Source organism: Nostoc sp. FACHB-280, assembly GCF_014697615.1.
In the GTDB taxonomy this organism is placed as follows: domain Bacteria; phylum Cyanobacteriota; class Cyanobacteriia; order Cyanobacteriales; family Nostocaceae; genus Nostoc_B.
In genome coordinates this window covers 1-25,031 of record NZ_JACJSD010000056.1, presented here as the reverse complement: position 1 = coordinate 25,031, position 25,031 = coordinate 1, and the positions used below count along the sequence as shown (strand labels likewise).

The 25,031-nt window shown below is 42.0% G+C and carries 26 protein-coding genes and 1 pseudogene; 10 read left to right on the top strand and 17 right to left on the bottom strand.

The window, feature by feature from the left end:
* Positions 1 to 297 precede the first annotated feature (297 nt).
* From H6G75_RS28215 to H6G75_RS28195, 5 genes are all read left to right on the top strand, one after another.
* Positions 298 to 2,679 (top strand): phosphoketolase, encoded by a 2,382-nt coding sequence (locus H6G75_RS28215; protein WP_190983210.1) that lies wholly within the window; start codon positions 298 to 300, stop codon positions 2,677 to 2,679.
* A 207-nt stretch (positions 2,680 to 2,886) separates the two neighbouring features.
* The gene (gap, locus tag H6G75_RS28210) at positions 2,887 to 3,924 is read left to right on the top strand and encodes a type I glyceraldehyde-3-phosphate dehydrogenase (RefSeq protein WP_190983209.1); all 1,038 of its coding nucleotides are present in this window, start codon (positions 2,887 to 2,889) and stop codon (positions 3,922 to 3,924) included.
* 237 nt (positions 3,925 to 4,161) lie between these two features.
* A complete protein-coding gene (locus H6G75_RS28205; protein ID WP_190983208.1) occupies positions 4,162 to 4,314 on the top strand; it encodes a hypothetical protein in 153 nt (50 codons plus the stop codon).
* Positions 4,315 to 4,319: 5 nt separating this feature from the next.
* Entirely contained in the window at positions 4,320 to 5,750 is a 1,431-nt protein-coding gene (pyk, locus tag H6G75_RS28200; protein WP_190983207.1) for a pyruvate kinase, read from the top strand.
* A 149-nt stretch (positions 5,751 to 5,899) separates the two neighbouring features.
* Positions 5,900 to 6,892 (top strand): transaldolase, encoded by a 993-nt coding sequence (locus tag H6G75_RS28195; protein WP_190983206.1) that lies wholly within the window; start codon positions 5,900 to 5,902, stop codon positions 6,890 to 6,892.
* Positions 6,893 to 7,206: 314 nt separating this feature from the next.
* Here H6G75_RS28195 and H6G75_RS28190 read toward each other — a convergent pair whose 3' ends face one another.
* Positions 7,207 to 8,778 carry an adenosine deaminase gene (locus H6G75_RS28190; protein ID WP_190983205.1) on the bottom strand — a complete coding sequence of 524 codons (1,572 nt, stop codon included), beginning with the start codon at positions 8,776 to 8,778 and terminating at the stop codon, positions 7,207 to 7,209.
* Between the two features lie 307 nt (positions 8,779 to 9,085).
* Between H6G75_RS28190 and H6G75_RS28185 the strand changes: the two genes are divergently transcribed.
* Positions 9,086 to 10,324, top strand: coding sequence for an acetate kinase (locus H6G75_RS28185; protein ID WP_190983204.1), 1,239 nt, complete (start codon positions 9,086 to 9,088; stop codon positions 10,322 to 10,324).
* Positions 10,325 to 10,334: 10 nt separating this feature from the next.
* Here the strand turns inward: H6G75_RS28185 and H6G75_RS33245 are convergent.
* Positions 10,335 to 10,457, bottom strand: a pseudogene (locus H6G75_RS33245) (Uma2 family endonuclease); the annotation flags it as partial.
* Between the two features lie 309 nt (positions 10,458 to 10,766).
* On the opposite strand from H6G75_RS33245, the gene H6G75_RS28180 reads away from it, so the two are divergent.
* Positions 10,767 to 11,336 carry a hypothetical protein gene (locus H6G75_RS28180; protein WP_190983203.1) on the top strand — a complete coding sequence of 190 codons (570 nt, stop codon included), beginning with the start codon at positions 10,767 to 10,769 and terminating at the stop codon, positions 11,334 to 11,336.
* An 89-nt stretch (positions 11,337 to 11,425) separates the two neighbouring features.
* Here the strand turns inward: H6G75_RS28180 and H6G75_RS28175 are convergent, their stop codons facing one another.
* The 5 genes from H6G75_RS28175 to H6G75_RS28155 form a co-directional block, all read right to left on the bottom strand.
* Positions 11,426 to 11,614: a hypothetical protein gene (locus tag H6G75_RS28175; protein WP_190968577.1), complete on the bottom strand. Its 189-nt coding sequence runs from the start codon at positions 11,612 to 11,614 to the stop codon at positions 11,426 to 11,428.
* Entirely contained in the window at positions 11,611 to 11,811 is a 201-nt protein-coding gene (locus H6G75_RS28170) for a hypothetical protein (RefSeq protein WP_190983202.1), read from the bottom strand. The genes H6G75_RS28175 and H6G75_RS28170 overlap by 4 nt, the downstream gene beginning before the upstream one ends.
* A 135-nt stretch (positions 11,812 to 11,946) precedes the next feature.
* Positions 11,947 to 14,034, bottom strand: coding sequence for a flotillin family protein (locus H6G75_RS28165; RefSeq protein WP_190983201.1), 2,088 nt, complete (start codon positions 14,032 to 14,034; stop codon positions 11,947 to 11,949).
* A gap of 188 nt (positions 14,035 to 14,222) precedes the next feature.
* The gene (locus H6G75_RS28160; protein ID WP_190983200.1) at positions 14,223 to 14,693 is read right to left on the bottom strand and encodes a hypothetical protein; all 471 of its coding nucleotides are present in this window, start codon (positions 14,691 to 14,693) and stop codon (positions 14,223 to 14,225) included.
* A 151-nt stretch (positions 14,694 to 14,844) separates the two neighbouring features.
* Positions 14,845 to 16,176, bottom strand: a complete 1,332-nt coding sequence (locus H6G75_RS28155; protein ID WP_190983199.1) for an AAA-like domain-containing protein — start codon at positions 16,174 to 16,176, stop codon at positions 14,845 to 14,847.
* Positions 16,177 to 16,411: 235 nt separating this feature from the next.
* Between H6G75_RS28155 and H6G75_RS28150 the strand changes: the two genes are divergently transcribed.
* The gene (locus H6G75_RS28150) at positions 16,412 to 19,465 is read left to right on the top strand and encodes a tetratricopeptide repeat protein (RefSeq protein WP_190983198.1); all 3,054 of its coding nucleotides are present in this window, start codon (positions 16,412 to 16,414) and stop codon (positions 19,463 to 19,465) included.
* Between the two features lie 256 nt (positions 19,466 to 19,721).
* On the opposite strand, the gene H6G75_RS28145 is transcribed toward H6G75_RS28150, so the two are convergent.
* Genes H6G75_RS28145 through H6G75_RS33650 form a run of 3 tightly spaced genes read right to left on the bottom strand, consistent with a single transcriptional unit; the run spans position 19,722 to position 20,370 of the window.
* Positions 19,722 to 19,988, bottom strand: coding sequence for a BrnA antitoxin family protein (locus H6G75_RS28145; RefSeq protein WP_190983197.1), 267 nt, complete (start codon positions 19,986 to 19,988; stop codon positions 19,722 to 19,724).
* Positions 19,972 to 20,247 (bottom strand): BrnT family toxin, encoded by a 276-nt coding sequence (locus tag H6G75_RS28140; protein ID WP_190983196.1) that lies wholly within the window; start codon positions 20,245 to 20,247, stop codon positions 19,972 to 19,974. The genes H6G75_RS28145 and H6G75_RS28140 overlap by 17 nt, the downstream gene beginning before the upstream one ends.
* Entirely contained in the window at positions 20,248 to 20,370 is a 123-nt protein-coding gene (locus H6G75_RS33650; RefSeq protein ID WP_277880548.1) for a hypothetical protein, read from the bottom strand.
* Positions 20,371 to 20,426: 56 nt separating this feature from the next.
* On the opposite strand from H6G75_RS33650, the gene H6G75_RS28135 reads away from it, so the two are divergent.
* Complete coding sequence (locus H6G75_RS28135; RefSeq protein ID WP_190870903.1) at positions 20,427 to 20,666, top strand: hypothetical protein; 240 nt, start codon at positions 20,427 to 20,429, stop codon at positions 20,664 to 20,666.
* Positions 20,663 to 21,058 (top strand): type II toxin-antitoxin system VapC family toxin, encoded by a 396-nt coding sequence (locus H6G75_RS28130; protein WP_190983195.1) that lies wholly within the window; start codon positions 20,663 to 20,665, stop codon positions 21,056 to 21,058. Before H6G75_RS28135 ends, H6G75_RS28130 begins: the two co-directional genes overlap by 4 nt.
* Before the next feature lie 68 nt (positions 21,059 to 21,126).
* Here H6G75_RS28130 and H6G75_RS33645 read toward each other — a convergent pair whose 3' ends face one another.
* The 7 genes from H6G75_RS33645 to H6G75_RS33235 all read right to left on the bottom strand — a co-directional run bounded on the left by H6G75_RS33645 (position 21,127) and on the right by H6G75_RS33235 (position 24,769).
* Positions 21,127 to 21,249 carry a hypothetical protein gene (locus H6G75_RS33645; RefSeq protein WP_277884114.1) on the bottom strand — a complete coding sequence of 41 codons (123 nt, stop codon included), beginning with the start codon at positions 21,247 to 21,249 and terminating at the stop codon, positions 21,127 to 21,129.
* A gap of 111 nt (positions 21,250 to 21,360) precedes the next feature.
* A complete protein-coding gene (locus H6G75_RS33640; protein WP_277880547.1) occupies positions 21,361 to 21,483 on the bottom strand; it encodes a hypothetical protein in 123 nt (40 codons plus the stop codon).
* A 3-nt stretch (positions 21,484 to 21,486) separates the two neighbouring features.
* Positions 21,487 to 21,723, bottom strand: coding sequence for a hypothetical protein (locus H6G75_RS28120; RefSeq protein WP_190592924.1), 237 nt, complete (start codon positions 21,721 to 21,723; stop codon positions 21,487 to 21,489).
* 239 nt (positions 21,724 to 21,962) lie between these two features.
* Positions 21,963 to 22,376 (bottom strand): ATP synthase F1 subunit epsilon, encoded by a 414-nt coding sequence (gene atpC, locus H6G75_RS28115; RefSeq protein WP_190983194.1) that lies wholly within the window; start codon positions 22,374 to 22,376, stop codon positions 21,963 to 21,965.
* A 93-nt stretch (positions 22,377 to 22,469) separates the two neighbouring features.
* Positions 22,470 to 23,915 carry a F0F1 ATP synthase subunit beta gene (gene atpD / locus H6G75_RS28110; RefSeq protein ID WP_190983193.1) on the bottom strand — a complete coding sequence of 482 codons (1,446 nt, stop codon included), beginning with the start codon at positions 23,913 to 23,915 and terminating at the stop codon, positions 22,470 to 22,472.
* Between the two features lie 71 nt (positions 23,916 to 23,986).
* Positions 23,987 to 24,445: a transposase gene (locus H6G75_RS33240; protein WP_313934916.1), complete on the bottom strand. Its 459-nt coding sequence runs from the start codon at positions 24,443 to 24,445 to the stop codon at positions 23,987 to 23,989.
* A gap of 138 nt (positions 24,446 to 24,583) precedes the next feature.
* A complete protein-coding gene (locus H6G75_RS33235; RefSeq protein WP_242051666.1) occupies positions 24,584 to 24,769 on the bottom strand; it encodes a hypothetical protein in 186 nt (61 codons plus the stop codon).
* Positions 24,770 to 25,031 lie beyond the last annotated feature (262 nt).

Below are 25,031 nucleotides of genomic sequence, written 5' to 3'. Positions count from 1 at the left end.
CTTTTCTAAACCAAATTCTGTAGTGAATTTCTGGCATTTGTCATAAATGGTTTAAAAAAATCTTAAAACTAGCGAATCATCTTGGTTATATCTGCTACTCTCTCAAGCAGGAGATAGTCGGGAATTATTTATCACTCACTAAAAATTTTCACACCAGCGATCGCAACAACAAAGTACAAGTTTTTCCAGATTGGCGCTGGGAAAAATTTGTCATGAGTAAGATGGCCGTTACTGAATAGACCACTACACTAGCTTACTGAAACAAGGTCAAAATCCTGTTGTCTACGGAAATTTGTTATGACTTTAGCAATCTCTCCACAAACAAAGCCTTTAACAGACGAAGAATTACATAAAATTAATGCCTACTGGCGGGCGGCGAACTATTTGTCAGTAGGGCAAATCTATCTCCTAGATAATCCACTGCTAAGAGAAACCCTGAAACTCGAACATGTCAAACCCCGACTTTTAGGGCATTGGGGAACAACACCAGGGCTGAATTTGATTTATGTCCACCTCAATCGCATCATTAAAAAATACGATACGGACATCATTTATATTGCTGGGCCTGGTCATGGTGGCCCTGGCTTAGTGGCGAACACCTACCTAGAAGGAACTTACAGCGAATATTATCCCAACATTTCCCAAGATGTTGAGGGAATGAAGCAGCTATTCAAACAGTTTTCTTTCCCTGGTGGGATTCCCAGTCACGTCGCCCCCGAAACCCCTGGTTCAATTCACGAAGGTGGGGAATTGGGTTATGCCTTGGTACACGCTTACGGTGCAGCTTTTGACAATCCTGATTTGATTGTGGCGGCGGTTGTGGGTGATGGTGAAGCCGAAACCGGGGCTTTAGCTACAAGTTGGCACTCCAATAAATTTCTTAACCCAGTGAATGACGGGGCAGTTTTGCCGATTCTGCACCTCAATGGGTATAAAATTGCTAACCCCACAGTGTTGTCACGGTTAAGCGACGAAGAATTAGAAAGCTTATTTGTGGGTTATGGCTATAAACCTTACTTTGTCGAAGGTTCTGATCCCACAGACGTGCATCAACAGATGGCAGCAACCTTAGATACAATCATTTCCGAAATTCAAAACATCCAAAGAGAAGCCCGCGTACATGGTTTTCAAGAACGTCCGCGCTGGCCGATGATTATTTTGCGAACCCCTAAAGGCTGGACAGGGCCAAAAGAAGTAGATGGCAAGAAAACCGAAGATTTTTGGCGATCGCATCAAGTTCCCTTCGGAGCGATCGCGCAACAGCCAGAACATTTAAAATTACTCGAAGAATGGATGAAGAGTTACAAGCCCGAAGAACTCTTCGATGCTAACGGTAAACTCATCCCCGAACTTGCCCAATTAGCCCCCACAGGTCTACGGCGGATGGGTGATAATCCCCACGCCAACGGCGGTATCTTGTTGCGTGATTTGCGAATGCCCAACTTCCAAGACTACGCCGTAAATTTTTCTCACCCCGGTAAAGTCGAAGCAGAAGCCACCAAAGTTGCAGGTAAATTCCTCCGAGACGTGATGAAACTCAACCTCGACAGCCGGAATTTCCGCGTTTTTGGCCCTGATGAAACCGCCTCCAATCGTTTAGATGCCATCTTTGAAGTTACCGACAGAACTTGGGTTTCCAAAATCCTGCCCGAAGACGAACACCTCTCCCCCAACGGTCGGGTAATGGAAATTCTCAGCGAAACCAATTGTCAAGGTTGGTTAGAAGGCTATCTCCTGACTGGTCGTCATGGCTTCTTCTCATGCTACGAAGCATTTATCCATATCATTGACTCCATGTTCAACCAGCACGCCAAATGGTTGAAAACCACCCGCCATATTTCCTGGCGCAGACCAATCGCTTCCCTCAATTACTTACTCACCTCTCACGTTTGGCGACAAGACCACAACGGCTTCTCGCACCAAGACCCTGGTTTTATCGACCACGTAGTCAACAAAAAATCAGAAGTCATCCGTGTCTATCTTCCCCCCGATGCCAACACCTTACTTTCCGTCACCGACCACTGCTTAAGAAGCCGGAACTACGTCAACGTAATTATTGCAGGCAAACAACCAGCCTTGCAGTATCTAGATATGGATGCAGCCATTAAACACTGCACCAAAGGTATTGGCATTTGGGAATGGGCAAGTAACGACCAAGGTAGTGAACCAGATGTAGTCATGGCTTGTGCTGGGGATGTACCCACCTTAGAAACCTTGGCTGCGGTGGATATGCTGCGTCAATTCTTCCCAGACTTAAAAGTTAGGGTTGTCAACGTCGTCGATTTGATGACATTACAGCCAAAAAGTGAGCATCCTCACGGTTTAACACCTAAAGACTTCGATACAATCTTCACAACCGATAAACCAATTATTTTCGCCTTTCATGGCTATCCTTGGTTAATTCATCGGTTAACTTATCGGCAAACCAATCATCATAACCTCCATGTCCGTGGTTACAAAGAAGAAGGTACTACCACAACACCCTTTGACATGGTGGTTCTCAATGACCTCGATCGCTATCATTTAGTTATGGATGTAATCGATCGCGTGCCGAAACTAGGTTACAAAGCAGCTTATGTCAAACAACACCTGCAAGATAAGCTGATCGAACACAAACACTACATTTCCCAATACGGCGAAGATATGCCCGAAATCCGCAACTGGCAGTGGCCGTATTAAAACAGTGAACAGTTAGCAGTTATCAGTAAACAGTGAACTGATAACTGCTAACTGATAAAATCCCAAAACCTTAAAAGATATCTAACAAAATGCGTTTAGGTGTCTAAGACTGTCACGATCAGCTCAGTCAGACCAAAATTAACCCAGCTAAATGCCGCGCTGAAACGGAGAACAGACCTGGGTTGTTCTCAATTAGGAGGTTGAATTTTGACAAAGTTAAAAGTTGGTATTAATGGATTTGGTCGTATTGGTCGGCTGGTGCTGCGGGCTGGCATTTATAACCCCAACATTGAGTTTGTGGGGATTAACGACTTAGTACCACCAGATAACCTCGCTTACCTGTTGAAATATGATTCCACTCACGGTAAGTTTAAAGGCAAGGTGGAAGCCAAGGAAGATGGCATTGTCATTGATGGACATTTTGTTCCTTGTGTTTCCGTGCGGAATCCTGCGGAATTGCCTTGGGGTAAATTAGGCGCAGACTATGTAGTGGAATCTACTGGACTCTTCACTGATTATGAAGGCGCAAGCAAACACCTAACAGCAGGTGCAAAGCGCGTTGTCATCTCTGCCCCTACAAAAGAGCCAGAAAGAGTTAAAACTTTGCTAATGGGTGTAAATCATCACTTATTCGACCCCAGCAAAGATTTAATCGTTTCCAATGCCAGCTGCACTACAAATTGTCTGGCTCCCATTGCCAAAGTCATCAATGATAAATTTGGTTTAACCGAAGGTTTGATGACTACAGTACATGCCATGACTGCCACTCAACCCACCGTAGACGGCCCCAGTAAAAAAGACTGGCGGGGTGGTCGAGGCGCAGCCCAAAATATTATTCCTTCATCCACGGGTGCAGCAAAAGCGGTGGCTTTGGTATTGCCAGAGTTAAAGGGTAAGTTAACCGGAATGGCTTTTCGTGTGCCTACTCCTGATGTTTCGGTGGTTGACCTCACCTTTAAAACTGCAAAAGCTACCAGTTACAAAGAAATCTGTGCAGCCATGAAGGAAGCTGCAACAGGTGAATTAGCCGGAATTTTAGGCTACACCGACGAAGAAGTCGTATCTACAGATTTTCAGGGTGATACTCATTCCAGTATTTTCGACGCAGGTGCCGGAATTGAGCTAAACGCCAACTTCTTCAAAGTTGTTTCTTGGTATGACAACGAATGGGGCTACTCGAATCGGGTGGTAGACCTGTTGTTATCTATGGCACAGAAAGAACAACTGTTGACTGTAGCAGCTTAATGAGGGAGTAGGGAATAGGGTGTTGGGAGTGGGTAAATTTCCTAACTTCTAATCCCTACTCTGACTAGTACAACAAGGCAAAAGTAAAAAGGCAAAAGTAAAAAGAAATAATAACGATACCACAAGCCTTGTAGCAATTTCTGATGGTCTGTTTATTTACGCCGACCTGTACTAGATAAAAAGCTTTTTTATATACAAAAGGAGTGATATGAAGCACAAGTGATATAGATGCAGAGAATGGCTGAAGGTATTGGTAAGTCAAAAGGCAAAAGTAAAAAGGCAAAAATGAAGAATACTTTTGACTTTTGGTTTTTTACTTTTGACTTCTCCGGCTTTGCCGGAGTGCCTCCTGTCTCCTCTTCTATATCGCAATATAGACCCGAACCCTAATCCCTATGCGTCGAACCAAAATTATTTGCACTGTTGGCCCTGCTAGTTCTGCACCGGAAAAACTGCAAGCCCTTGTAGAAGCTGGGATGAATGTAGCGAGGTTAAATTTTTCTCACGGCGCTCATGAATTTCACGGACAAACGGCTAAATATTTACGGCAAATTAGTGCCGATCGCCAAAAGCCAGTGGCAATTATGCAAGACCTTTGTGGCCCGAAAATTCGTTTAGGAGTTTTACCACCAGAAGGACTAAATGTCGAAGCTGGTGAAGAAGTCACATTTGTTTTGCAGGACAAAGGCAATAGTATCGACGAACTGCCTTTACCCTTGCCCACTTTGTTCGCAATGGTTAGACCAGGGGAACCGATTTTAATTAATGATGGACGCGTCAAATTAATTGTCACCGATCGCGATGCCGATAAAATTCGGGCGTTGGTGAAAATTGGCGGGTTAATTTCCACCCACAAGGGCGTTAATCTGCCAGAAACACCATTACCCGTCAGTTCAATCACCGAAAAAGACTTGATGGATTTGCGCTTTGGCATTCAGTTGGGTGTAGATTTTGCGGCGGTTTCCTTTGTGCGATCGCCTCAAGATTTAGAACCAGCCCAAAGAATGATTGAAGCTGCTGGGGCTGCCATCCGTTTAATTGCCAAAATCGAAAGACCAGAAGCAGTTGAGCGTTTTGACTCCATCTTAAAAGTCGCTGACGGCATTATGATTGCCCGTGGTGATTTGGGGGTAGAAGTGCCAATTCACGAAGTTCCCCTGATTCAAAAGGATATTATTCACCGTTGTAATCAGGCTGGCAAACCCGTGATTACTGCTACCCAAATGTTGGAGTCAATGATTAGTTCACCAGACCCCACCCGCGCCGAAGCCACCGACGTTGCTAACTCTATTTTGGATGGTACTGATGCCGTCATGCTTTCTGGAGAAACAGCCGTCGGTCAATATCCTGTAGCGGCGGTACAAACCATGCACAACATCGCCCTACGCACAGAACAAGCTTTGCAAGAAGGTGGTAAACATTCCTGGTGTCACGAAGCAGGTAGTCTCAGCGTTACCGAATCGGTGGCTGAAGCAGTATGTCGCATCGCTTATGAAACAGGCGCAAAGGCAATTCTTTGTAATACCACCTCTGGCAGTACAGCCAAATTAGTGTCCAAATACCGTCCTTCCGCGCCGATTATTGCCCTCACCCCGGATGAAAATTCCTATCGCCAACTAGCACTATCTTGGGGAATTGAACCTATATTCATTCCGCCAGTTCACAATGCGGAGGAAATGTTTATCAACGTCGTCAACACAGTTGCAGACACGGGTTTAGTCAATGAAGGCGATAAAGTGGTAATTACTTCCGGCGTTCCAATTGGTAAATCAGGCACAACTAGTTTAATCAAAGTGCATTCTATTGGACAGCCTATTCTCGCTTGACGTAGCTAGAATAAGGCTGAGGCTTCGCTCAGTGAACAAAGCAAGCATTAAGAAAGATTGCCGAAATCAGAATTTTAGTGACCGTAGAGAGTGTAAACACATAGGGGAATTAGGTAAATCCTACACAAATCACCATCGCGGAGTTGATTATGTCTAAAAATTTACTAGAACAGTTGCGCGAAGTTACAGTAGTAGTTGCTGATACTGGCGATATTAAAGCCATTGAAAAATTTACACCGAGAGACGCGACCACCAACCCTTCCTTGATTACTGCTGCGGCACAAATGCCAGAGTATCAGGATATTGTTGATCAGACTTTATTGCAAGCCAAAAAAGATGCTGGTGCTGGTGCAAGCAAAGCCCAAATAGTTTCCTTAGCTTTTGACCGCTTGGCTGTATCCTTTGGTTTGAAGATTCTGCAAATCATTCCTGGTCGGGTTTCTACAGAAGTTGATGCCCGTTTATCTTACGACACCGAAGCGACAGTTGCCAAAGGTCGAGAAATCATTGCTCAGTATAAAGCTGCTGGCATTGGCCCCGAAAGAATTTTGATTAAAATTGCTAGTACCTGGGAAGGTATTCGCGCCGCCGAAATTCTGGAAAAAGAAGGCATTCACTGTAACTTAACTCTGTTGTTTGGCTTACATCAAGCGATCGCTTGTGCTGAAGCAGGTGTTACCTTAATTTCCCCCTTCGTCGGTCGGATTCTTGACTGGTATAAAAAATCAACTGGACGCGACAGCTACCCCTCTGCTGAAGATCCAGGCGTAGTATCTGTTACCACCATCTATAACTACTATAAAAAGTTCGGTTACAAAACCGAAGTTATGGGCGCAAGCTTCCGCAACGTTGGTGAAATCACTGAGTTGGCTGGCTGTGATTTACTCACTATCTCTCCTTCTTTGTTAGGTGAATTGCAAGCCACCATCGGCGAACTACCCCGCAAACTTGATCCTTCTAAAGTCACTTCTTTGGACATTACCAAAATCTCCATCGACAAAGCCACCTTCGACAAAATGCACGCCGAAGACCAAATGGCTTACGACAAATTAGACGAAGGTATCAAAGGATTTACCAAAGCCTTAGAAGACCTGGAAAAATTATTGGCAGATAGACTATCTAGTTTAGAAGTAGCCGTCTAGCCACTAGTAACGCTACGCGGAAGTCAAAAGTTAAAAGTCAAAAGTCAAAAAGCTTATTTCACAAGCTTTTCACTAACTTGAAATGGTATCTTGATTTCCGCCGCGTTGTAATAGAGGTCGATCACATTAATTTTTCTGGGTTGCTAGATCCCCGACTTTTGATAAAAGTCGGGGATCTAACTACCACCAACTTCTCACAAATAATGAGACGAACTACTAGAATTTAGATTCCATGATTAAATCCCACATTCTGCATCTCCAATTAACAAAGGAGAAGGCGGAATGTGGGATTAAAGCATTTTGGGAAAAGTCCATCAAAGCCAGTTTTGCAAAGACTCAAACCGAGTAAATTCCGACTCTAGTTGCCATTGTATTCTTGCGCGATCGCTCTTTTGCAAAAAAGCACTGCATCCTGAAGAAACAGAGGTATTACCAGGGGTATCGCTGGCACAAGCTGGAACCATTGCCTTAAATTCAGGCGACTTCCAAAGACTATTTCCGGGTGCGAAACTATATTCTAAGCTATTGCGAGCCAGGCGCTTGAGGTCTTTATATGCCAGCCCATATCTGGTTGCGGCTAACAGATACTCATGACTCAAATCAATGCGGGAAATACCTTCATCATCGGAAGCAAGAGTCATGGGTACTCCAGCTTTCCAATACTCCATAAAAGGATGCTGATTTCCCTGGACATTCAAAATGACTTCATTACTAGTCAGGCAGATTTCCACCAACACGCCGCGTTGCTGCATCTGCTTCATCAACTCAAAAGGACGATCCTCAAACAGAATATCCACACCATGTCCAATGCGAGATGCTTGTGCTACTTCTACAGCTTGCCGAATATGAAAACGTAAATGCTCAGTTGGAACTAACCCTAAAGTTAACTCTCCGGCATGAAGTGAAACTTTAACATTGGGATATTGACGTTTGAGAAATTGTAGCATCTGCATTTGCAAGGTGTAGTCACGCAGTGCGATCGGGTGATCCTCTGGGGCGACGAGATTGATCCCAACTACCTGCTTGGACGATGAAGCCAGTGCAAAGGCATAAGCTAACTGAGCAAATACTTCCACAGGTGATTTTGTTCTGGTAGTTTGCTGCAAATAGCGCACCGTGACTGTACATCCAGGCTGTGCTGCTGGAGTGCCGCAACCAAGGGTTTTCGCAACTTCACTCTCCAACTGTATTAATTGCTGATTGCCGAGTGTTACTAGTTGAGTTAATCCTCGTTTGAGCAATTGCTCGTGCATCGCTTGGAAGTCTTGATTCCAACCCACTTCCCGCCCTAGCTGTCGAACCTCACTCCCCTGAACAGTTAGCATTAACTCTAGATAGGTAATATGCTGGGAAGCTGCCCGATTTGCTACTGACGCGACCATATCATCCCGACGGGTAGCAGAATCTGATATTGCTCCAAATCCAGCAAAAGCCGCAAAAAATTGGTCATGTCCAGATTTTCCGGCAAATTGCAGGTTACGAGTAGACCATCTATTTATCAGGGAGTCATAAACAGATGTTCGATTGAACAATTCGGAAGCGGGAAAATAGCTACTGTCCTGATTACAAGCTTTGGGTTCAACTAAAGTCCCTGCTTGCGGATTCACACAATACCCATCAGTTGCACCCCACTCCAGATAATGTTCTGCGTACACAGCCCCACTTAGATGACTGTGAATATCTCCTCCCTTCGGCATTCGTTGTACAAATGCTCGTAAAGCTGCTGGCTGGGAGCGATGGGCTTCAAACCAACTAGCAGCTTGAGCTTCACTCCGAGTTGAGGACTGCTGCGAATCAGATGGGACTTGGGCTGATACACTGAAGATGAAACAGCTAGAACTCGTTAATATTCCTAAAAAAAAATATAAGGGCGCTCGTCTAAGCATATAGATTTATTTTTTTGTAAAACGATGCTTAGAATAAAGCAAAAAACATCTCGATTAACATTAGATGAAAGTCTATTGCGTTTCTCAAAAAACTTTGCTTTTGCGACTAAATTTGACTCAATTTGGTTGATCAATAGCTCAAAATGGCATAATTTTCTAGTTTGCCGTCACTTTTAGCAGGTTGAAGAATTCTCAAGGCGATCGCAATCAACGCAATCCATTTCCTTCACCAGAACACATTAACGATCATCCTTTAACAGCACCCTCAAAACGAATCCTCAAGTGTTGTCAACAAAGGGTCAAATTTATGAAAATCCTAGTACTAAATGCTGGTTCTAGCAGCCAAAAAAGTTGCCTATATGAAATAGCCGATGATGCTTTACCCCCATCAGCACCCAAACCGCTTTGGGAAGGCAAAGTCAACTGGACTCAAGACCAAGGTGTGGCAGAAATTGAGGTGAAAACGGCATCCGGTGAAACTTTGCATGAGTCTATTTATGGTGACTCTCGCCAAGCCCATGTAGCTTACATGCTTTATACCCTCAGCCGTGGTGCGACTAAAGTAGTCAATGAAGTGTCAGAAATTGATGTGGTGGGACATCGTGTAGTTCATGGTGGGCAAGACTACCGCCATAGTGTGGTGATTACGGAAGAAGTTAAAGGTGCGATCGCTCGTCTTTCTAATATCGCCCCCGCACACAACCCGCCAGCTTTAGAAGGCATTGAAGCCATTGAAAAAAGTTTAGGCGAAGTTAACCAAGTCGCAGTATTTGATACAGGCTTTCATTCTACCCTCCCAGATGCGGCGGCGATTTATCCCGGCCCTTACGAATGGGTAGAACAAGGTATTCGTCGTTATGGATTTCACGGTATCAGTCATCAATATTGTTCTGAACGGGCGGCGCAAATTCTTGGTCGAGATTTAGCATCGTTGCGAATCATTAGCTGTCACTTGGGTAATGGTTGTTCCTTAGCCGCAATTAAAGATGGTCGCAGCATTGACACCACAATGGGTTTCACTCCTTTAGATGGCTTAATGATGGGAAGTCGTTGCGGTTCCATCGACCCAGGCATTTTAATTTATCTACTGCGCCAATCTAATTACTCAGCCGAAAGTTTGGATTATGTATTAAATAAATCTTCTGGTTTACGGGGAATTTCGGGAATTTCCAGCGACTTACCCCAAGTGATCGAAGCGATCGCCCAAGGTAATGACCGCGCCCAACTTGCTTGGGATATGTACGTCCATCGCCTACGGTCGGGAATTGGTGCGATGCTGGCTAGTCTGGGTGGATTGGATGTATTATTATTTACCGCAGGTATCGGGGAAAATTCGTCAGGTATTCGCCAAGCTGTGTGCGAAGCCTTTGGATTTTTGGGCTTGAAAATTGACCCAGCCAAAAATCAAAATCGACCTGTTGATCAAGATATCGCCACACCTGATTCTACAGCGCGGGTGTTAGTTATACATACTCAAGAAGATTGGGCGATCGCACAACAATGTTGGCAAATTCTGAAAAAAAATGAAGTAGGGAGTAGGGCGTAGGGAATGGGGCGAAACCAGGAAGAATATACTCACCAGATAAACTTGTAGCCGATTGTAAAACTTCAGGTGCTTGATGAGGGCGATAAATTATTACTTGTTTGTCTTTAGGATTAATTAACCAACCAAGTAATAAAACCAGTGGAAGAATCCAACGCTTTTCCTAAATTATTTTGACTGTTCTAAAACCATACTTGAAAAGCGTAGATGCTAATTCCAGATATCAAGGGTGCTTTTCCATTTTTATGGCGTTTCATGTCTACTGTTTTCTGAAATTTGTAGTCTAGGTTTTGTAGTCCTTAGCATAAAAGTACCTTATATAGAACTTCTATAACCAGTTCTTGGGGAATATAACCATAACAAAAGACCAGTATAAAGGTCAGCTTTTAAGGGTGCAAAATTTCTTAATAGGTTTAGGCTTATGGACTACAGCATAAATAAAGTCGTGAAAGTAGCTGATGACATCACTAATGAATTGTTGGCAGATAAAGCAACAATTTCTGATTTTGCAGAGATATGTGAACTTTTTAAACTTGCTGCTGAATACTATAAAAACAAAGGAATCAAGCAGTGGGAAAAAGGCTATGACTTGGTAAAAATACACCAAAATATCAGTAAAGGTGAAATTTTTGTAATTAGAAATGAGAGCAGATTTTTGCTGGGTACATTTGCAATTTCCCATGAATTACCAAACTATTATCCTGAGTACCTGAGAAGAAATAACAATATTTGGCTGCTTCAAAGTTTATGTACAAACTTACAAAAACCGAGTTTAATTGTCAGGAAAGTGCTGCCGCTAATAATTAAAATCGCTACTAAGAATGAAATTGAAAAAATATATTTAGATTGTGTTATGGATAATCCAATTTTAGAATGTTATTACCAAAGATATGGCTTCAGACGTATAGCAATAACTGAACATCCAAGGTACGAACAAAATATGGTTATTATGGTATATGATGTTTCTATTTTTTCTCACTTTCAACATAGTTTAAATCAGCAATTAATTCATTAATAAGGTGGGCAAGATGGCCACCTAACAAGAGTTTGATTTAAATTAATTATACAGGTTACTTATCTGTTGGTAACTCCGCAGACGTGATTCTAATATTTATGTCTTTTTAACTCTTGTATCAATACCTGACACTGTTTACTAGCCTCTCTAGCTTGTCTCATCAGATTTTTGCTTTGTTCACGATTAGTTTTACTTACCTCAACAGCTTGCTGACTGAACTGTGCAGCAAGTTGTCCCAATTCCCGAATGCGTGTTTTTAGCTGCTCGATAGTTTTCATTCACCCTCCAGTTCAGAAATCAGAATTTCAATATTTTCAGCTTCTTCATAAATTTTATCTGCTCTACTTTGAAGTAGACTAGCATCGTCAAAATCATCATTTTGAAGTGCTTGATCAGCAGCTAGATATAATTGTGCAGCAATCACCTGTAGTTGATCGTACACATTGGATAAAATGTTTTTTGTTTCTGGTTTCATTTTTATTTTGCATAAGTGTTAATTGCTAATCTTGATTTAATGACTTTCCTTAATGAGCAAGGCGGGCAAGACTTGTACTGAGCTTGTCGAAGTATGCCCACCTTACAAGAGTTTGATTTAAATTAATTATGCAGGTTACTTATCTGTTGGTAACTCCGCAACTATCGGCGAATTATTATTTGGTGAAACTGATGGGTTATTCACAACTATGGGTTGTGGATGTAAGGGTGTGGGTGTGACTTCACCTTGCTTGGCGGTTTGATTCCACAAAATCATTGAGAGTAAACCATCTACCAAGCCATTATTACTACCGTTACCACTAACCAAAACTTCTGGTATCAACCGGACGTTGCGATCGCCTATAATCTGCATCAGTTGCATAGCTGTATAACCTTGCATTCCCAAGGCTTCCACACCAGCGCGGTAAGTTTCGGCTTTGGCGTTACCTGTGGCGCGAATCCCTTCGGCTTCTGCGATGGCACGCAATTTGGTGGACTCCGCTTCTCCAGTCGCCTGTTTAATATGTGCTTGGGCTTTCAGTTCAGCAATTTGGACGCTTTGCTCTGATTTCACCATTTCTTGTTGAATATCAGCCAATGCTGTTTCCCTCACTAATTGCTGACGTTGGGTTTGGGCTACCTGCTGCACTTCGTAGGTTTTGCGTTGTTCTTCAGCAATTTTCCGGTCAGTTTGGGTTTGCATCAAGGATGCTGGCGGTTGAATATCCCCAATTAAAGTGTCAATTGCTTGCACATCATAAGCGCGTAATGCCGCCCTAATATACTCAGCCGCTTCTGCTTGCCGCTCGCTCCGGGCATTTAAAAAGTCTAGCACGGTGTAATCTTGGGCTGAGTTGCGGAAATAATTCCCAATACTTGGTTCTAGGACGTTATCAACCAAGTTTTGCATAGAACCAACACGAGAAATTACCTTGGGTGCGTCCAATGCACCAACATGAATGATTTGCGATACTTCCAAACTAAAGGCAAACCCATCTTTAGAACGTACTGTTAAAGCTTCTAGTTCAGCATCATATTTATGTCGTTCAGTCCAATCAGCCCAGTTCAACACAATGTTGATGGTGGGTACTAGCTCTACTTTCATCACACGGGTATTCAATGGATGTTTACCTGGATATAGAGGATCAACCCATACGCCTTTATGCCCAGGAGTAACTAAATTACCATGAGTAAAAGCTGCACCACTGACATCTTCTTGAGACTGACCAACAAAAGAAATCACCACACCCACATAACCAATGGGAATTTCGGTCATTGGTACTTGTTCCACCTGCACAAACCAAGGATTTAAATTCCAAGAACCTGATAGTAATATTTGCTCTTGCAAACCTCTCCGTCCACCAGCATCAAGAAATCTCTGCCCGTTCTGAAAGTTGTCGTGTCCTGGTATCATCGGCCCGGCAATTTCTCCAGCCGGAATTGGTAAACCATCTAAGGTAGTAACAACACCGACTTTATCAGATGCTACGTTGTACACATGCAGTTTTTCGGCGCTCATATCATTATTTTTAGCATTCGCCGCCATAATCACTCGAAACAGTGCGGTGTTAATGCGGTAAGTACCTGCGGTGAGAAAACCCATTTGCCGACCTTTTTCACCGCCGTTGCTGAGAAACTTCCGCGCGTCTTGAAAATTATCACAATCGACAATTTTGCCCAAAATTCTCTCTGGAGGAACTTGTGCGCCATCTGCGGCGACAATCAAGGCGATTTCACCTTGGGGTATTACCACCACCGATTCTTTACGAACCGAATATTGCCAAGGCCAGTAACCCCAGTGCCAACCCGGTGCAAGGGTATCAGCTTGCAAACCAGCTTCACCGTTGATGGCGATTAATCGTCCAGCTGGTAATCCGCGTCCCGAAAGGTCAAATTTTTTCACGACAATGCCAACTTCCCGTTCGCCAATCACTACGAGTCCGCCAAAAAATAACGGTACAAATATAACAACGCCACCAAGCACCACTATGGGAATCAATGGTGCTATCTGCATTGCTTGATAGGAAGGCTGATTAGTAACGGTTTGTGTTTGGCTGAGATTGACTGAGGCTGAAGCGATTTCTGCTGAATTTTGGATTTTTAGGGGAGTTGCATTAGCTGAATGTATACCGCCTGTGATGGCTAAAGCTGTTAATGCGGACAATCCCAAACGAACTAATTTATTTTGTTGACTCTTACCAAAGCAAGATGGAAAAGTTTTCATATTATGCGCCCTGTTGGGCAACTAATCATCTAACTTATCACTTCACTTGCTAAGGTCTGATTTTCTTAAACTTGGTGTAATTTTTTATCCGATGTGCGACTTCTTCTTGAAACCCCTCTCCTCGAAGCGGAGAGAGGCTTTGAATATTACTCCCCTTTTTGAATTGCCTGCTCCCCTTCAATTTAGGTTTATTGACCAAATACACCTATGCCGTAGTAACAAGTATTAGCATTACAATTAGCCATATCAACTTGGATTTGATATCTACCGCTTCGAGAGGGATTGAAGCTAATCACGGGAATGTCATCATCTTGTAAATCTGAAGCAATCAATTTTCCTCGGTGATCATAAAGAGAAATGTCTAAATCTTGACAATCGCGATCGCACACTCCCACAATTCCATAGGACATACCTGCACGCAGATTTACGTTTATATAATGGGAGCGACCTTCACGGAGGGTATCAATGGTAGGTTCGTGAGTTAAAGTGTAACCATCCAAATCAGATGCGATCGCTGCTTCTATTAATTGTTTTCGGACTTCATAAATATATGGGCGATCGTCTTCTGCACGAACTACGCTTGGAAAAAGGGATATAAATGCGAAGACTGCGGTTGCTGTGAGGTTTTTGATTTGTTTGTTGCTGAATGCTTGTAACATGAAATTGTCTGTTGAACTCGACAATCCTACTTTCCCTTGCTTCCTATTGAGTTTCGCACTGAAATTGGTTTAAATCTCTTTTGATTTTCTTTTGAATATAAATAGAATATTTTCACCTTCAATTCATGCTGAATTCGCAACAAACAGGGGATTAAAAATTCTGAAAATATTGTCGATATAATTCACAACTGGGTATCACACCATCATTTGTGATTTTGACTAATCCCATTGCTTGTAATTTGAATTTGATTTCAGAACTTAACTGTAATGGTCGATCAAGTTTGGCAACTTCCCGCATTGCTGCTAATAATTCTGGTTGTTTTTCGAGGGCGGACATGAGACGATGTAAATGTTTTGAGTAAATCCCTGAGTCGGTGGCTGCTGTTTGGAGAAAGTTATCTAAACTTACATCTTGACGGGCAATATGATATAAAGCAAGACGGACTAAAAACGGGTGTCCACCTATCATCGACATGATTTGAGTAACTTCTTTTTCACTCCAATTTAATTGATGTTTTTGGGCTAATTCGGTTATTTGTTGTGAATTAAATTCTGGTAAATCGACGGGGAAACCTGCATTGAAGGGAGAACGATTGATATCTAAAGGGACATAAATTTCTGTGGAATGAGCGAGGACTAACCGAAATTTTTGCCAAATATTCTCTCGTCTGGCTTCTTCGTGGAGATATCGCAGCAAGCCAAAAAAATCACCGTAAATATCGGGATATGCAAACAATCTATCAACTTCATCTAAACCGAGGGTTAATGGTTGACCTATTTCTGGGAGAATGTATTCTTCAAAATAGGTTTCGCATCGCATATTACAACTAATATCATCTTCCCAATATTCATCTAAGCGATTTTCTAACTTTAATTTACGGCTAACAGTTGCACAAAACCAACGCAGGAATTTATCTAAGTTGATAAAACATTGATTGTCTGCTTCTTTTAAACTGATATAAACAGTGCGATCGCCATTTGTTTGTGCTTGGTGCAAAATCCGAATTAATAATGAAGTCTTCCCTCTTTGTTCCGGTGCTTTGATGCGAATTAATGCGCCATGTTTACTAATTTCTCGGTAACAGTCCTGTTCTTTGGGAGGACGCTCAAGATAAAAACTTGAATCTAATGCAACTGGCCCTTCTGGATATTTGATGGACATATCAGGGGAGAGGATTAATATTGATGTTATGGAAGATTGGGGAACTGGAGGCGTAATAGGGTTATTTGGTCTATCGGCGATGTCTTCCCAATTTAAATCTAAATTTTGACAAATTTGCAGGAAAGTTCCCAGAGCGACATTTTTACCATTGAGAAAACTACTTAATGTCGATGGAGCGATTTCAATTGCATGGGCAAAGGTTTCTTGATTCTTCTTGCCCATTTTCATCATAGCGGTCTTGTTGGCAGCTTTAACTTTGTTGATACAGTCCTGATGCACCCTAAAACCTAACCCCCCAATGGGTTCTGGATTGATAGTCATAAAAAAATAGATAATAACTATACCAACAGATTAGAGGATTTCTCGCTATAGATAAACCCCTAAAAATCGTACTTACAAAACTCAAATCAAACTCAAATTAAATTCAATTTAAATTCAAAGTTTTTACAATCCCACTTCGGCTAAACTTATATAACACAAGCTTTTGAGGTTGTTTCGTATTTATTTTTTAAGAAAAAATAATTAGATAACCGAAGTCAGATAAATTGAAAAGGTAATGGTTGACAATTACGAATACCAAGTTGGAGCCAGTCTCCCCCCGGATGCTCCTAGTTATGTGGTGAGGAAAGCCGACTCGGATTTTTATCATGCTTTGAAAGCTGGTAAATATTGTTACGTCTTTAACTCGCGCCAGATGGGTAAATCGAGCTTGAAAGTTCGGGTGATGCAAAGACTTGTCAACGAAGGGGTGGCTTGTTCGAGTATTGATGTTTCTGGACAAGGTAGCAAAGATAACGTCACTCAGGAACAATGGTATACGGGTATTGTTTCCAAAATTGTTAAAGATTTGCAAATTGCCAAACCAATCGAATTTCGTCGGACTTGGTGGCGCGATCGCCATGATATTTCCCCTGTGCAGAAGTTTGATGAATTTATTGAAGATGTACTTTTGTCATCTATCCCAGGACAGATTATTATCTTTATCGATGAAATTGATAGTACCCTGAGTTTAGGATTTGCGAGCGAAGATTTTTTTGCTCTGATTAGAAGTTGTTATAACAAACGCTCTGAAAATCCAGCTTATAAACGGTTGACTTTTGCTTTATTAGGAGTAGCAACCCCCGGTGATTTAATCCAAGATAAAACCCGAACCCCCTTTAATATCGGCGAAGCAATTGAGTTAGATGGATTTAAGATTCACGAAATAGAACCTTTAGCAAAGGGATTAGCAGGGAAAGTAGGAAATCCCCAAGCGGTGATGCAAGAGGTTTTAGCTTGGACGGGGGGACAGCCTTTTTTAACTCAGAGAGTTTGTGAATTGTTGGGGAAAGCTTTAAGTATCGAGAAGCGAGATTTTAGGTCTGTTGATGAAAATCAGATTATTGAATTAGTAAAAGAAATTATTCACAATCAAATTATTGATAATTGGGAAGCTAACGATAAACAAGAGCATTTAAAAACGATTCGAGACAGGTTACTAATTAACGAAGAAGTTTCTGTGGCTTTGTTGGGGTTATATCAGCAGATTTTGCAACAAAAAGAAATGACTGCTGATAGTGGCTTTGAGCAGATGCGATTGCGTTTGACGGGTTTGGTGGTACAGCAGCAAGGTAAACTGAGGGTTTATAACCAGATTTATAGGAATGTTTTTGATTTAAGTTGGGTTGAGAATGAGTTAGATAAGTTACGCTTTTATGCTGATAAATTAAGGGCTTGGGTAGAGAGTAATTATCAGGATAATACTTGCTTATTGTGGGGAGAAGATTTAGAAAAAGCTCGTGTTTGGGTGGATGGAAGAAAGTTAAGCGATGTTGATTATCGGTTTTTGTCTGCGAGTGTGGAAGCTGAGTTAAATCAAAAAGTAGCGAAAGCTGAAGAGAAAGTTACAGAAGCTACAAAAAAGACAAAAAGACAGATTAGAATTGGTGTGATCGCGCTTACTATTTCTATTCTTGGAGCTGTTACTGCGTTGATTTTTGCAAATATTTCTAATCAAAAACGAGTGAGGGCAGAAGATAATACAAGATTTGTCATTGATAAAGTAAAAAAACAAGAAGATAGAGCTAAACAAGCAGAAAATAGAGCCAACAACGCAGAAAATAGAGCCGAGAAAGCAGAGTATAAAGAAAATAATACAAATAATAAGTTAAAGACTGCTGTTAAACAATTAACACAAAGCTATCAGGAATTGGATCGGAGAACAGCATATGTTCAAGAATTACAACAGAGAGAAGTATCTTTGAAGCAAGCAGAAAGACAAGCACAAGGGGACAAACGAGAATTAGAAAAGCAAATAAGTTCAATTGAAGAACAAATACGAAATGCTCAGAAAGAACTGAAAAAAGCACAAAGAGAATCACAACTTGCGCGAAACCAGGTAAGACGAGAAAAAGGTAAACTAGAAATATTGAAGCAACAAGTAGAATTATCTGCAAGAGATTTACAACAAGCGAGGTACCAGTTAATAACAAATAAACTAAAAAATTATAAAGAAAGCCAGATACTACTACAACAGCAAGAAATTTTTAAACAATCTAATGAACACGTACAAAATCTTCTTCGGGAAATAGTAAAACAAAATCCGCAAGCTAAGAATGTTGTATCGAGTTTTGTGGATTCATTGACGATAAGAGGAGTGCAGAAGCAAATAAGTGAAGCCGAGAAGAGAGTATTAGACACATTAATAAAAATAATAAAAGAAGAGTCTCCAGGGTCACCACAGGAAGAAGCTAATGCTTTGTTAAACCTTGGACTTGGCTATTTAAGAACGGGAGATTATTCCAAATCTTTAGAAGTTATTCAAGAATCACTAAATATTTTTGTGAGAATCAAAGATAGCGATGGAGAGAAAATAGCACTAAATGCTATTGGTCTAATTTATAGTAATCTTGGAGAATATCAAAAAGCTTTAGAGTTTTATCAAAAAGCAATTAGCATGAGTAGATACATCGGAGATATCGCTTTAGAAGGAATTGTCTTAAGTAACCTTGGGACTGTATATCGAAACCTTGAGGATAATCAAAAAGCATTAGAATATTACGAGAGAGCTTTATTTATTTTTAAACGAGTAGGTGATAGGGCTAATGAGGGGACTATTCTAAACAATATGGGTGTAATTTATGAAAGCTTGGGTGACTTTGTTAAAGCTTTAGAGTTTTATCAAGAAGCCATAAGTATAAGTAGAGAAGTAATAGATAAATCGAGTGAAGTAAATATCTTAAACAATATAGGAAGAGTATATTATAATTTCGGCAATCTTCAGAAAGCTCTTAAATTCTATGAACAATCATTGATTATTACTAGAATCTTAAAAAATCGCTCACTTGAAGGCTCTCTTCTCAATAATATAGCTAATGTATATACGAGTTTAGGCGAGTTAAAGAAAGCAGAAAAAATATATAAAGAGAGCTTAACTATAGGACAGGAAATAGCAGATTATGCCTTAGAGGCAACTGTATTAAATAATTTATCTTTAATATATAGCCGCTTACGAAATGAATCATATATGTTTAGTTATCAACCAGAATATTACCAACAACGATGCTTATCTGTTGCACGAAAAATACAAGAAGAAAGGATTTGTCATAGACGTACTGCTGGTTCTCGTTAATCCATTTGGAGAGATAGGACTAACAGAATTTGAAGAACTTATCGCCTTTATTAGGTTTTATAGAGTGTGATCGCATTTAGTTTTTGAAGCGTGTGATCGCATTTGTTAGAGTTGATTGGAGAGTGCGATCGCGTGTATTCGGATTTGTGGGGAGGTGCGATCACCTTTGTGGGAATTATGGGAAAGTGCGATCGCATTTTGGTGGTTTTGAGAAGTGCGATCGCTTTTTGGTTGAGGAGATGGAGATCACATTTTTTCAGCCTATTTTCTCTAATAGTGCTTCATTGATAACTGTTTGATAGCCTATCCCTCGCTTTTCTGCTTCTTCCTTTGCCCAGGCTATGATTTTAGGATGAAATCTGATCGAAATCGGCTCATACTTTTCCTCTTCATCCTTAGCAGGTCGTCCGCGCTTCCTGAGTATAACCCCAAACTGATCTGCGATCGCATCTCTGAATTTTTGGTTTTCCTCTGGTGTAACTCGTCTTGCTTTGTCAAAAGGAAACTCAGATTCCTGATTCATATTCTTGACACTCCCTTTTTGTCGCTCTTCTTGCACTAATTATCCTGATTCGCTCACCTCGCATGGTAAAAACAACCACAACAATTGAGCCATCTTCTATTTCACCAATCGCCCATTCCCTTTCTTCTCCCTGAGAATGAATAGAGTCTTCCGTAAACATGAGATACGGGTCGGCAAAAACTGTTACAGCTTCCTCGAATTTGATACCGTGTTTCAAAAAATTTGATTCGGCTTTGTTGTCGTCCCACTCAAAGCCCATTTATAGTATATACCAAAAATATTGTCTTTGCCATCCTACAACGACTGGGACTTTGGGATGAAGTGCATAGATGCGATCGCTTTTTGTTTGTAGTGAAGAGAGTGCGATCGCGTTATCTGTCATCGGACAGATTGGAGAGTTCCGCTAAAATAAATAGCACAACCATTAGGGGCAAAGCTATGAGCAATCAAGAACTAGAGCAACAACTCCTCAGCCTCGACTTAGCAGAAAGGATTCGCATCCTCCAAATTTTAGCTCAAAGCCTGACAGTGCCATCATCACAGCCATCTCCAACCCCTGATGCAATTGATTTAAAGAGCGATCGCAGTCCTCAGCATCCCCTACGCAAAATCCCCATAACAATTCCCCCAGATTTTGACGAACCCATGCCTGAATTATGGGATGCTTTGGGACAATGATTTTGCTAGACACCCACATTTGGCTGTGGTGGCTCCATTCCCCAGATCAGCTTTCTGAGCGTGGTCGTAACCTATTAACCATAGGCGAAAATCAAAATGCCCTTATTGTTTCTGCTATTTCTGTTTGGGAAATCGCAGTTAAGTATAGTAATGGGAAACTACCACTCCCACTTCCCGTTAATGAATGGTTTGCACTTGCCAAAAGCCGACCTGGAATTACCATAGAACCACTCGATCCACTTGATGCAATTACCAGCACCCAATTACCCGGCGACTTCCACAAAGACCCAGCTGATCGTATTATTGTTGCGATCGCCTACCGCCGCAATATAGAACTTATGACCTGCGATCAAAAAATTCTCAACTATCCACACATCAAAACAATTTGCTAAGTGCGATGTCTAACTACAAGCTTTACGGCTACGCATTTGTAATATTGGGAAAGTGCGATCGTTAAGTTTTAGCCTATTTTCTCCAATAGTGCTTCATTGATAACCGTTTGATAGCCTATCCCTCGCTTTTCTGCTTCTTCCTTTGCCCAAGCTATGATTTGTAGGATGAAATCTAATGGAAATCGGCTCATATTTTTCCTCTTCATCCTTAGCAGGTCGTCCGCGCTTCCTGAGTGTAACCCCAAACTGATCTGCGATCGCCTGTATGATGTTGGGAAGTACGATCGCTTATATCCCCTTCTTTACTCAGACTTTTGTGCAGCTTTTTTCACATCATCCACACTTAACTCCAAAGCCTCTGCTATCTGCGCGATGTTTCCTTCTAGAAACCAGATAAGCGCATGGGTATCAACAACATATTTCATAGATTATTTTGACCAGTCTAAATAATCTTCTCTATCTCCATGAAATTCAGCTATACCGAAATCGTCTTCCGTGGATTGATTTTCCCCTGAGAACATCCCAAATGTCATTATTTGTGAATGCTGCAAATAATTTCTTGGTTCTAAAAAAGTTACGATTACCCGACTTTCTGACACATCTGATGGTAGTTCGGCAAGTTCTACTTTGCCATTTTTATAAATTCCTTCAATCGATTGCAACATAAGGTTTGACTATGATTTATTCACACCAATTATAAACTAGGAAATAATACATATATGCGCTATATGCGCTATCAAGAGATTTTACAGGAATAGCCCTTAATGCTGATTGGGAGTGCGTTAGCGCAGCTTAACGAAGTTATCGCGTTTGGTTGTTAGATGTTCATCACAAAACTTCCTCAAAAAAATTTGTAGAGCAAGCAGATAGCCTACTCTACAAAATTGCAGATTATGAGCAATGTTTACACCAAACCGCCAGCAGCTTGAAAACGAGCGCGGGCGCGTTTGTATGCTTGGTTAGCTTGGATTTGAGCTTGTCTATCGTCTGCTGGAACTTGAGCTAGGCGGGTTTGGGCTATGTTATAAGCTGTGCGTGCTTCTTCTAGGTTAATTTGATCGCCACGTTCTGCGCCATTAACTAGAATTGTCACTTCATCAGATTCTACTTCTGCGAAACCACCCAAAAGTGCGATCGCTTGCCAGTTGGTATTTTTGCCGGCACGAACACGCATTACACCTGTATCCAAGGCGGTTAACAGTGGTGCGTGTCCACTGAGGATACCTAGCTGACCAGTTGTACTGGGTAAAATTACTTCTTCAGCTTCAGCATCCCAGATTGTTTTGTCTGGGGAAATTACACGAACGGTTAATGCCATGTTTCAGTTATCAGTTATCAGTTATCAGTTATTAGTTATCAGTGAACAGTTTTCATGTCTGATGACTGTTCACTGATGACTGTTCACTGAGTATTAACCTTTGAGCTTTTCAGCTTTGGCGATCGCTTCGTTGATATCGCCTACCAAGTAGAAGGCTTGTTCTGGCAGAGCATCTAATTCACCAGACAGAATCTTCTGGAAGCCTTTGATGGTGTCTTCCAATTTTACGTATTTACCAGGAGAACCGGTGAATACTTCTGCTACGAAGAAGGGCTGAGACAAGAAACGCTCAATCTTCCGAGCGCGTGCTACTGTCAGACGGTCATCTTCAGACAATTCATCTAAACCGAGAATTGCGATGATGTCTTGTAATTCTTTGTAGCGTTGTAAGGTTGCTTGCACAGCACGAGCAGTGTTGTAGTGTTCATCACCCACAATGTTGGGCTGCAACATTGTTGAGGTAGAACCCAGAGGATCTACCGCAGGGTAAATACCTTTAGCAGCCAAACCACGAGATAGTACTGTAGTACCATCCAAGTGAGCGAAGGTGGTTGCAGGTGCGGGGTCGGTCAAGTCGTCCGCAGGTACGTAAACCGCTTGAATGGAGGTGATAGAACCTTCGGTTGTCGAGGTAATCCGTTCTTGTAATGCACCTACGTCAGTACCTAATGTAGGCTGATAACCTACCGCAGAGGGCATCCGACCTAGTAGCGCGGATACTTCGGAACCTGCTTGTACAAAGCGGAAGATGTTGTCAACAAACAGCAATACGTCTTGTTTGTTTACATCACGGAAGTACTCAGCCATTGTCAAACCAGACAAACCAACCCGCATTCTCGCTCCGGGTGGTTCGTTCATCTGACCGTAAACGAGAGCGATTTTAGATTCGTTGAGGTTGTCTTTGTTGATAACCCCAGATTCAATCATTTCGTTGTAGAGGTCGTTCCCTTCACGGGTACGCTCACCCACGCCAGCAAATACGGATACACCACCGTGCTGGGTAGCGATGTTGTTGATCAACTCCATCATGATCACGGTCTTACCGACACCTGCACCGCCGAACAGACCAATCTTACCGCCACGTCGATAGGGAGTTAGCAAGTCAACGACTTTAATTCCGGTCTCGAAAACGGAGGGTTTGGTTTCCAGGTCAGTTAGCTTGGGAGCATCACGGTGGATAGGTAAGGTTTCTTCCGTGTTGACTGGCCCTCTGTTATCCACAGGTTCGCCAAGAACGTTGAAAATCCGACCCAGGGTAGCTTTACCCACTGGTACACTGATGGGAGCGCCTGTATCGACGACTTCCAAACCGCGTACTAGACCGTCGGTGGAACTCATCGCCACAGCTCGAACTTGGTTGTCGCCCAGCAGTTGCTGTACTTCGACGGTTAGGTTGATTTCCTGTCCAGCTTCGTTAGTGCCTTTGATGGTCAAAGCGTTGTAGATTTGCGGTAATTTACCGCTAGGGAATTTAACGTCTACAACAGGACCAATGATTTGGGTAATGTAGCCTATGTTTGTTTTTTCTGCGGTGACCATGCTGAGCCTAATGATTGAAGCTATATTTCAGATGAGGTCTTTGATGACAAAAGATTAAGCAATGTCATCTTTCACTCTAACACTCTGGGGTTACACATTTCTGTTATCAATTCCTTAAAAAGTATCTTGGTGGCCTTGGCCGCAATTCTCATTCTGATCAGCCTAGCTGGACGGCCTGCTAATTTCTCAACATCTAGTTGACGTCCTAATTTTTCCCCAACTTCATTTTTAAGACGCGATCGCTTTGGTTCCACGCGAGTAAAAACCCACTGCCATAAAGCTTTTCGACATAAATCAGATCCACCAATCACCTGCCGATGGCGATCGCCTGAAGATTCAAGTGTTGGCGCTACACCCAAGGCTTTCTGAAACCTTCGCTGTGAAAGATAACGTTTAGTTGGTTTACCAGAGTTGCGGCCGCGGCGTATTCTAACTTCCGGCTGCCCGTCTACTAAGTAACTTTCTAATGGGTAAATCTGACTTAACAATATTGCTTCCAGCCGTTGCCCAAAGCCAAATTTACTAAACACTTGGCGATAAGGGTTAAACCTGGGGTCTTTGAGCAGTTGGTAAATTTCGGTTTCAATGGCTTGTTCTTCTCGTTGCAGGTTACACAGTCTTTGAGCGTGATATTTAACTGTGCTGGTAATGCTTAAACCTACCGAATTTTAGTACATGGTATCGTAACGAACTGAGGAACGTTCGCCCGCTAACCATCCCCAAAGACGGGCATAGTTAACCCCTGTTGGCTCAAGTACTGCAACAGTGGGGTTTAGTTCTAACATCGCTTTAACGCCAGAGGCGTTGGCATTAAAGTGATGACACTGGCACTCGTAGTAAAATTGACGTGGCAAAACTGGCTTAGTCTCCAACAGACAAGCCGAAACTGAGGACTTGCTGACATCAAGTCCCAAAACTCTAATACTGATTCTGTTTTTCCTGGGGTAGCTGTTTTAACCCTGTGAACAAGACATACTTAGAGCAATGTATAGAGGTAGAACCCCGTACCTATAACAGTGTGCAGTTATCAGCAAAGTTGGCTCAAAACAGGAATGTACAACTGAGTCCAGATCGTCTGCGACGTTTGCTTAAAAAAAAAGGTGGAGATGGAAGCGC

Excerpts from the sequence above, each read along its gene's own strand:
- H6G75_RS28135 (WP_190870903.1), top strand. The coding sequence starts at position 20,427 with ATGAGCAATCAAGAACTAGAGCAACAACTCCTCAGCCTCGACTTAGCA.
- H6G75_RS33645 (WP_277884114.1), bottom strand. The coding sequence starts at position 21,249 with ATGAGCCGATTTCCATTAGATTTCATCCTACAAATCATAGCTTGGGCA.
- H6G75_RS28130 (WP_190983195.1), top strand. The coding sequence starts at position 20,663 with ATGATTTTGCTAGACACCCACATTTGGCTGTGGTGGCTCCATTCCCCA.
- atpD (WP_190983193.1), bottom strand. The coding sequence starts at position 23,915 with ATGGTCACCGCAGAAAAAACAAACATAGGCTACATTACCCAAATCATT.
- H6G75_RS28150 (WP_190983198.1), top strand. The coding sequence starts at position 16,412 with ATGGTTGACAATTACGAATACCAAGTTGGAGCCAGTCTCCCCCCGGAT.
- H6G75_RS28175 (WP_190968577.1), bottom strand. The coding sequence starts at position 11,614 with ATGAAAACTATCGAGCAGCTAAAAACACGCATTCGGGAATTGGGACAA.
- H6G75_RS28165 (WP_190983201.1), bottom strand. The coding sequence starts at position 14,034 with ATGAAAACTTTTCCATCTTGCTTTGGTAAGAGTCAACAAAATAAATTA.
- H6G75_RS28195 (WP_190983206.1), top strand. The coding sequence starts at position 5,900 with ATGTCTAAAAATTTACTAGAACAGTTGCGCGAAGTTACAGTAGTAGTT.
- pyk (WP_190983207.1), top strand. The coding sequence starts at position 4,320 with ATGCGTCGAACCAAAATTATTTGCACTGTTGGCCCTGCTAGTTCTGCA.
- atpC (WP_190983194.1), bottom strand. The coding sequence starts at position 22,376 with ATGGCATTAACCGTTCGTGTAATTTCCCCAGACAAAACAATCTGGGAT.
- H6G75_RS28170 (WP_190983202.1), bottom strand. The coding sequence starts at position 11,811 with ATGAAACCAGAAACAAAAAACATTTTATCCAATGTGTACGATCAACTA.
- H6G75_RS28185 (WP_190983204.1), top strand. The coding sequence starts at position 9,086 with ATGAAAATCCTAGTACTAAATGCTGGTTCTAGCAGCCAAAAAAGTTGC.
- H6G75_RS28215 (WP_190983210.1), top strand. The coding sequence starts at position 298 with ATGACTTTAGCAATCTCTCCACAAACAAAGCCTTTAACAGACGAAGAA.
- H6G75_RS28145 (WP_190983197.1), bottom strand. The coding sequence starts at position 19,988 with ATGAATCAGGAATCTGAGTTTCCTTTTGACAAAGCAAGACGAGTTACA.
- H6G75_RS33640 (WP_277880547.1), bottom strand. The coding sequence starts at position 21,483 with ATGAAATATGTTGTTGATACCCATGCGCTTATCTGGTTTCTAGAAGGA.
- H6G75_RS28140 (WP_190983196.1), bottom strand. The coding sequence starts at position 20,247 with ATGGGCTTTGAGTGGGACGACAACAAAGCCGAATCAAATTTTTTGAAA.
- H6G75_RS28205 (WP_190983208.1), top strand. The coding sequence starts at position 4,162 with ATGGCTGAAGGTATTGGTAAGTCAAAAGGCAAAAGTAAAAAGGCAAAA.
- H6G75_RS28155 (WP_190983199.1), bottom strand. The coding sequence starts at position 16,176 with ATGACTATCAATCCAGAACCCATTGGGGGGTTAGGTTTTAGGGTGCAT.
- H6G75_RS33650 (WP_277880548.1), bottom strand. The coding sequence starts at position 20,370 with ATGACAGATAACGCGATCGCACTCTCTTCACTACAAACAAAAAGCGAT.
- H6G75_RS28190 (WP_190983205.1), bottom strand. The coding sequence starts at position 8,778 with ATGCTTAGACGAGCGCCCTTATATTTTTTTTTAGGAATATTAACGAGT.
- H6G75_RS28160 (WP_190983200.1), bottom strand. The coding sequence starts at position 14,693 with ATGTTACAAGCATTCAGCAACAAACAAATCAAAAACCTCACAGCAACC.
- H6G75_RS28120 (WP_190592924.1), bottom strand. The coding sequence starts at position 21,723 with ATGTTGCAATCGATTGAAGGAATTTATAAAAATGGCAAAGTAGAACTT.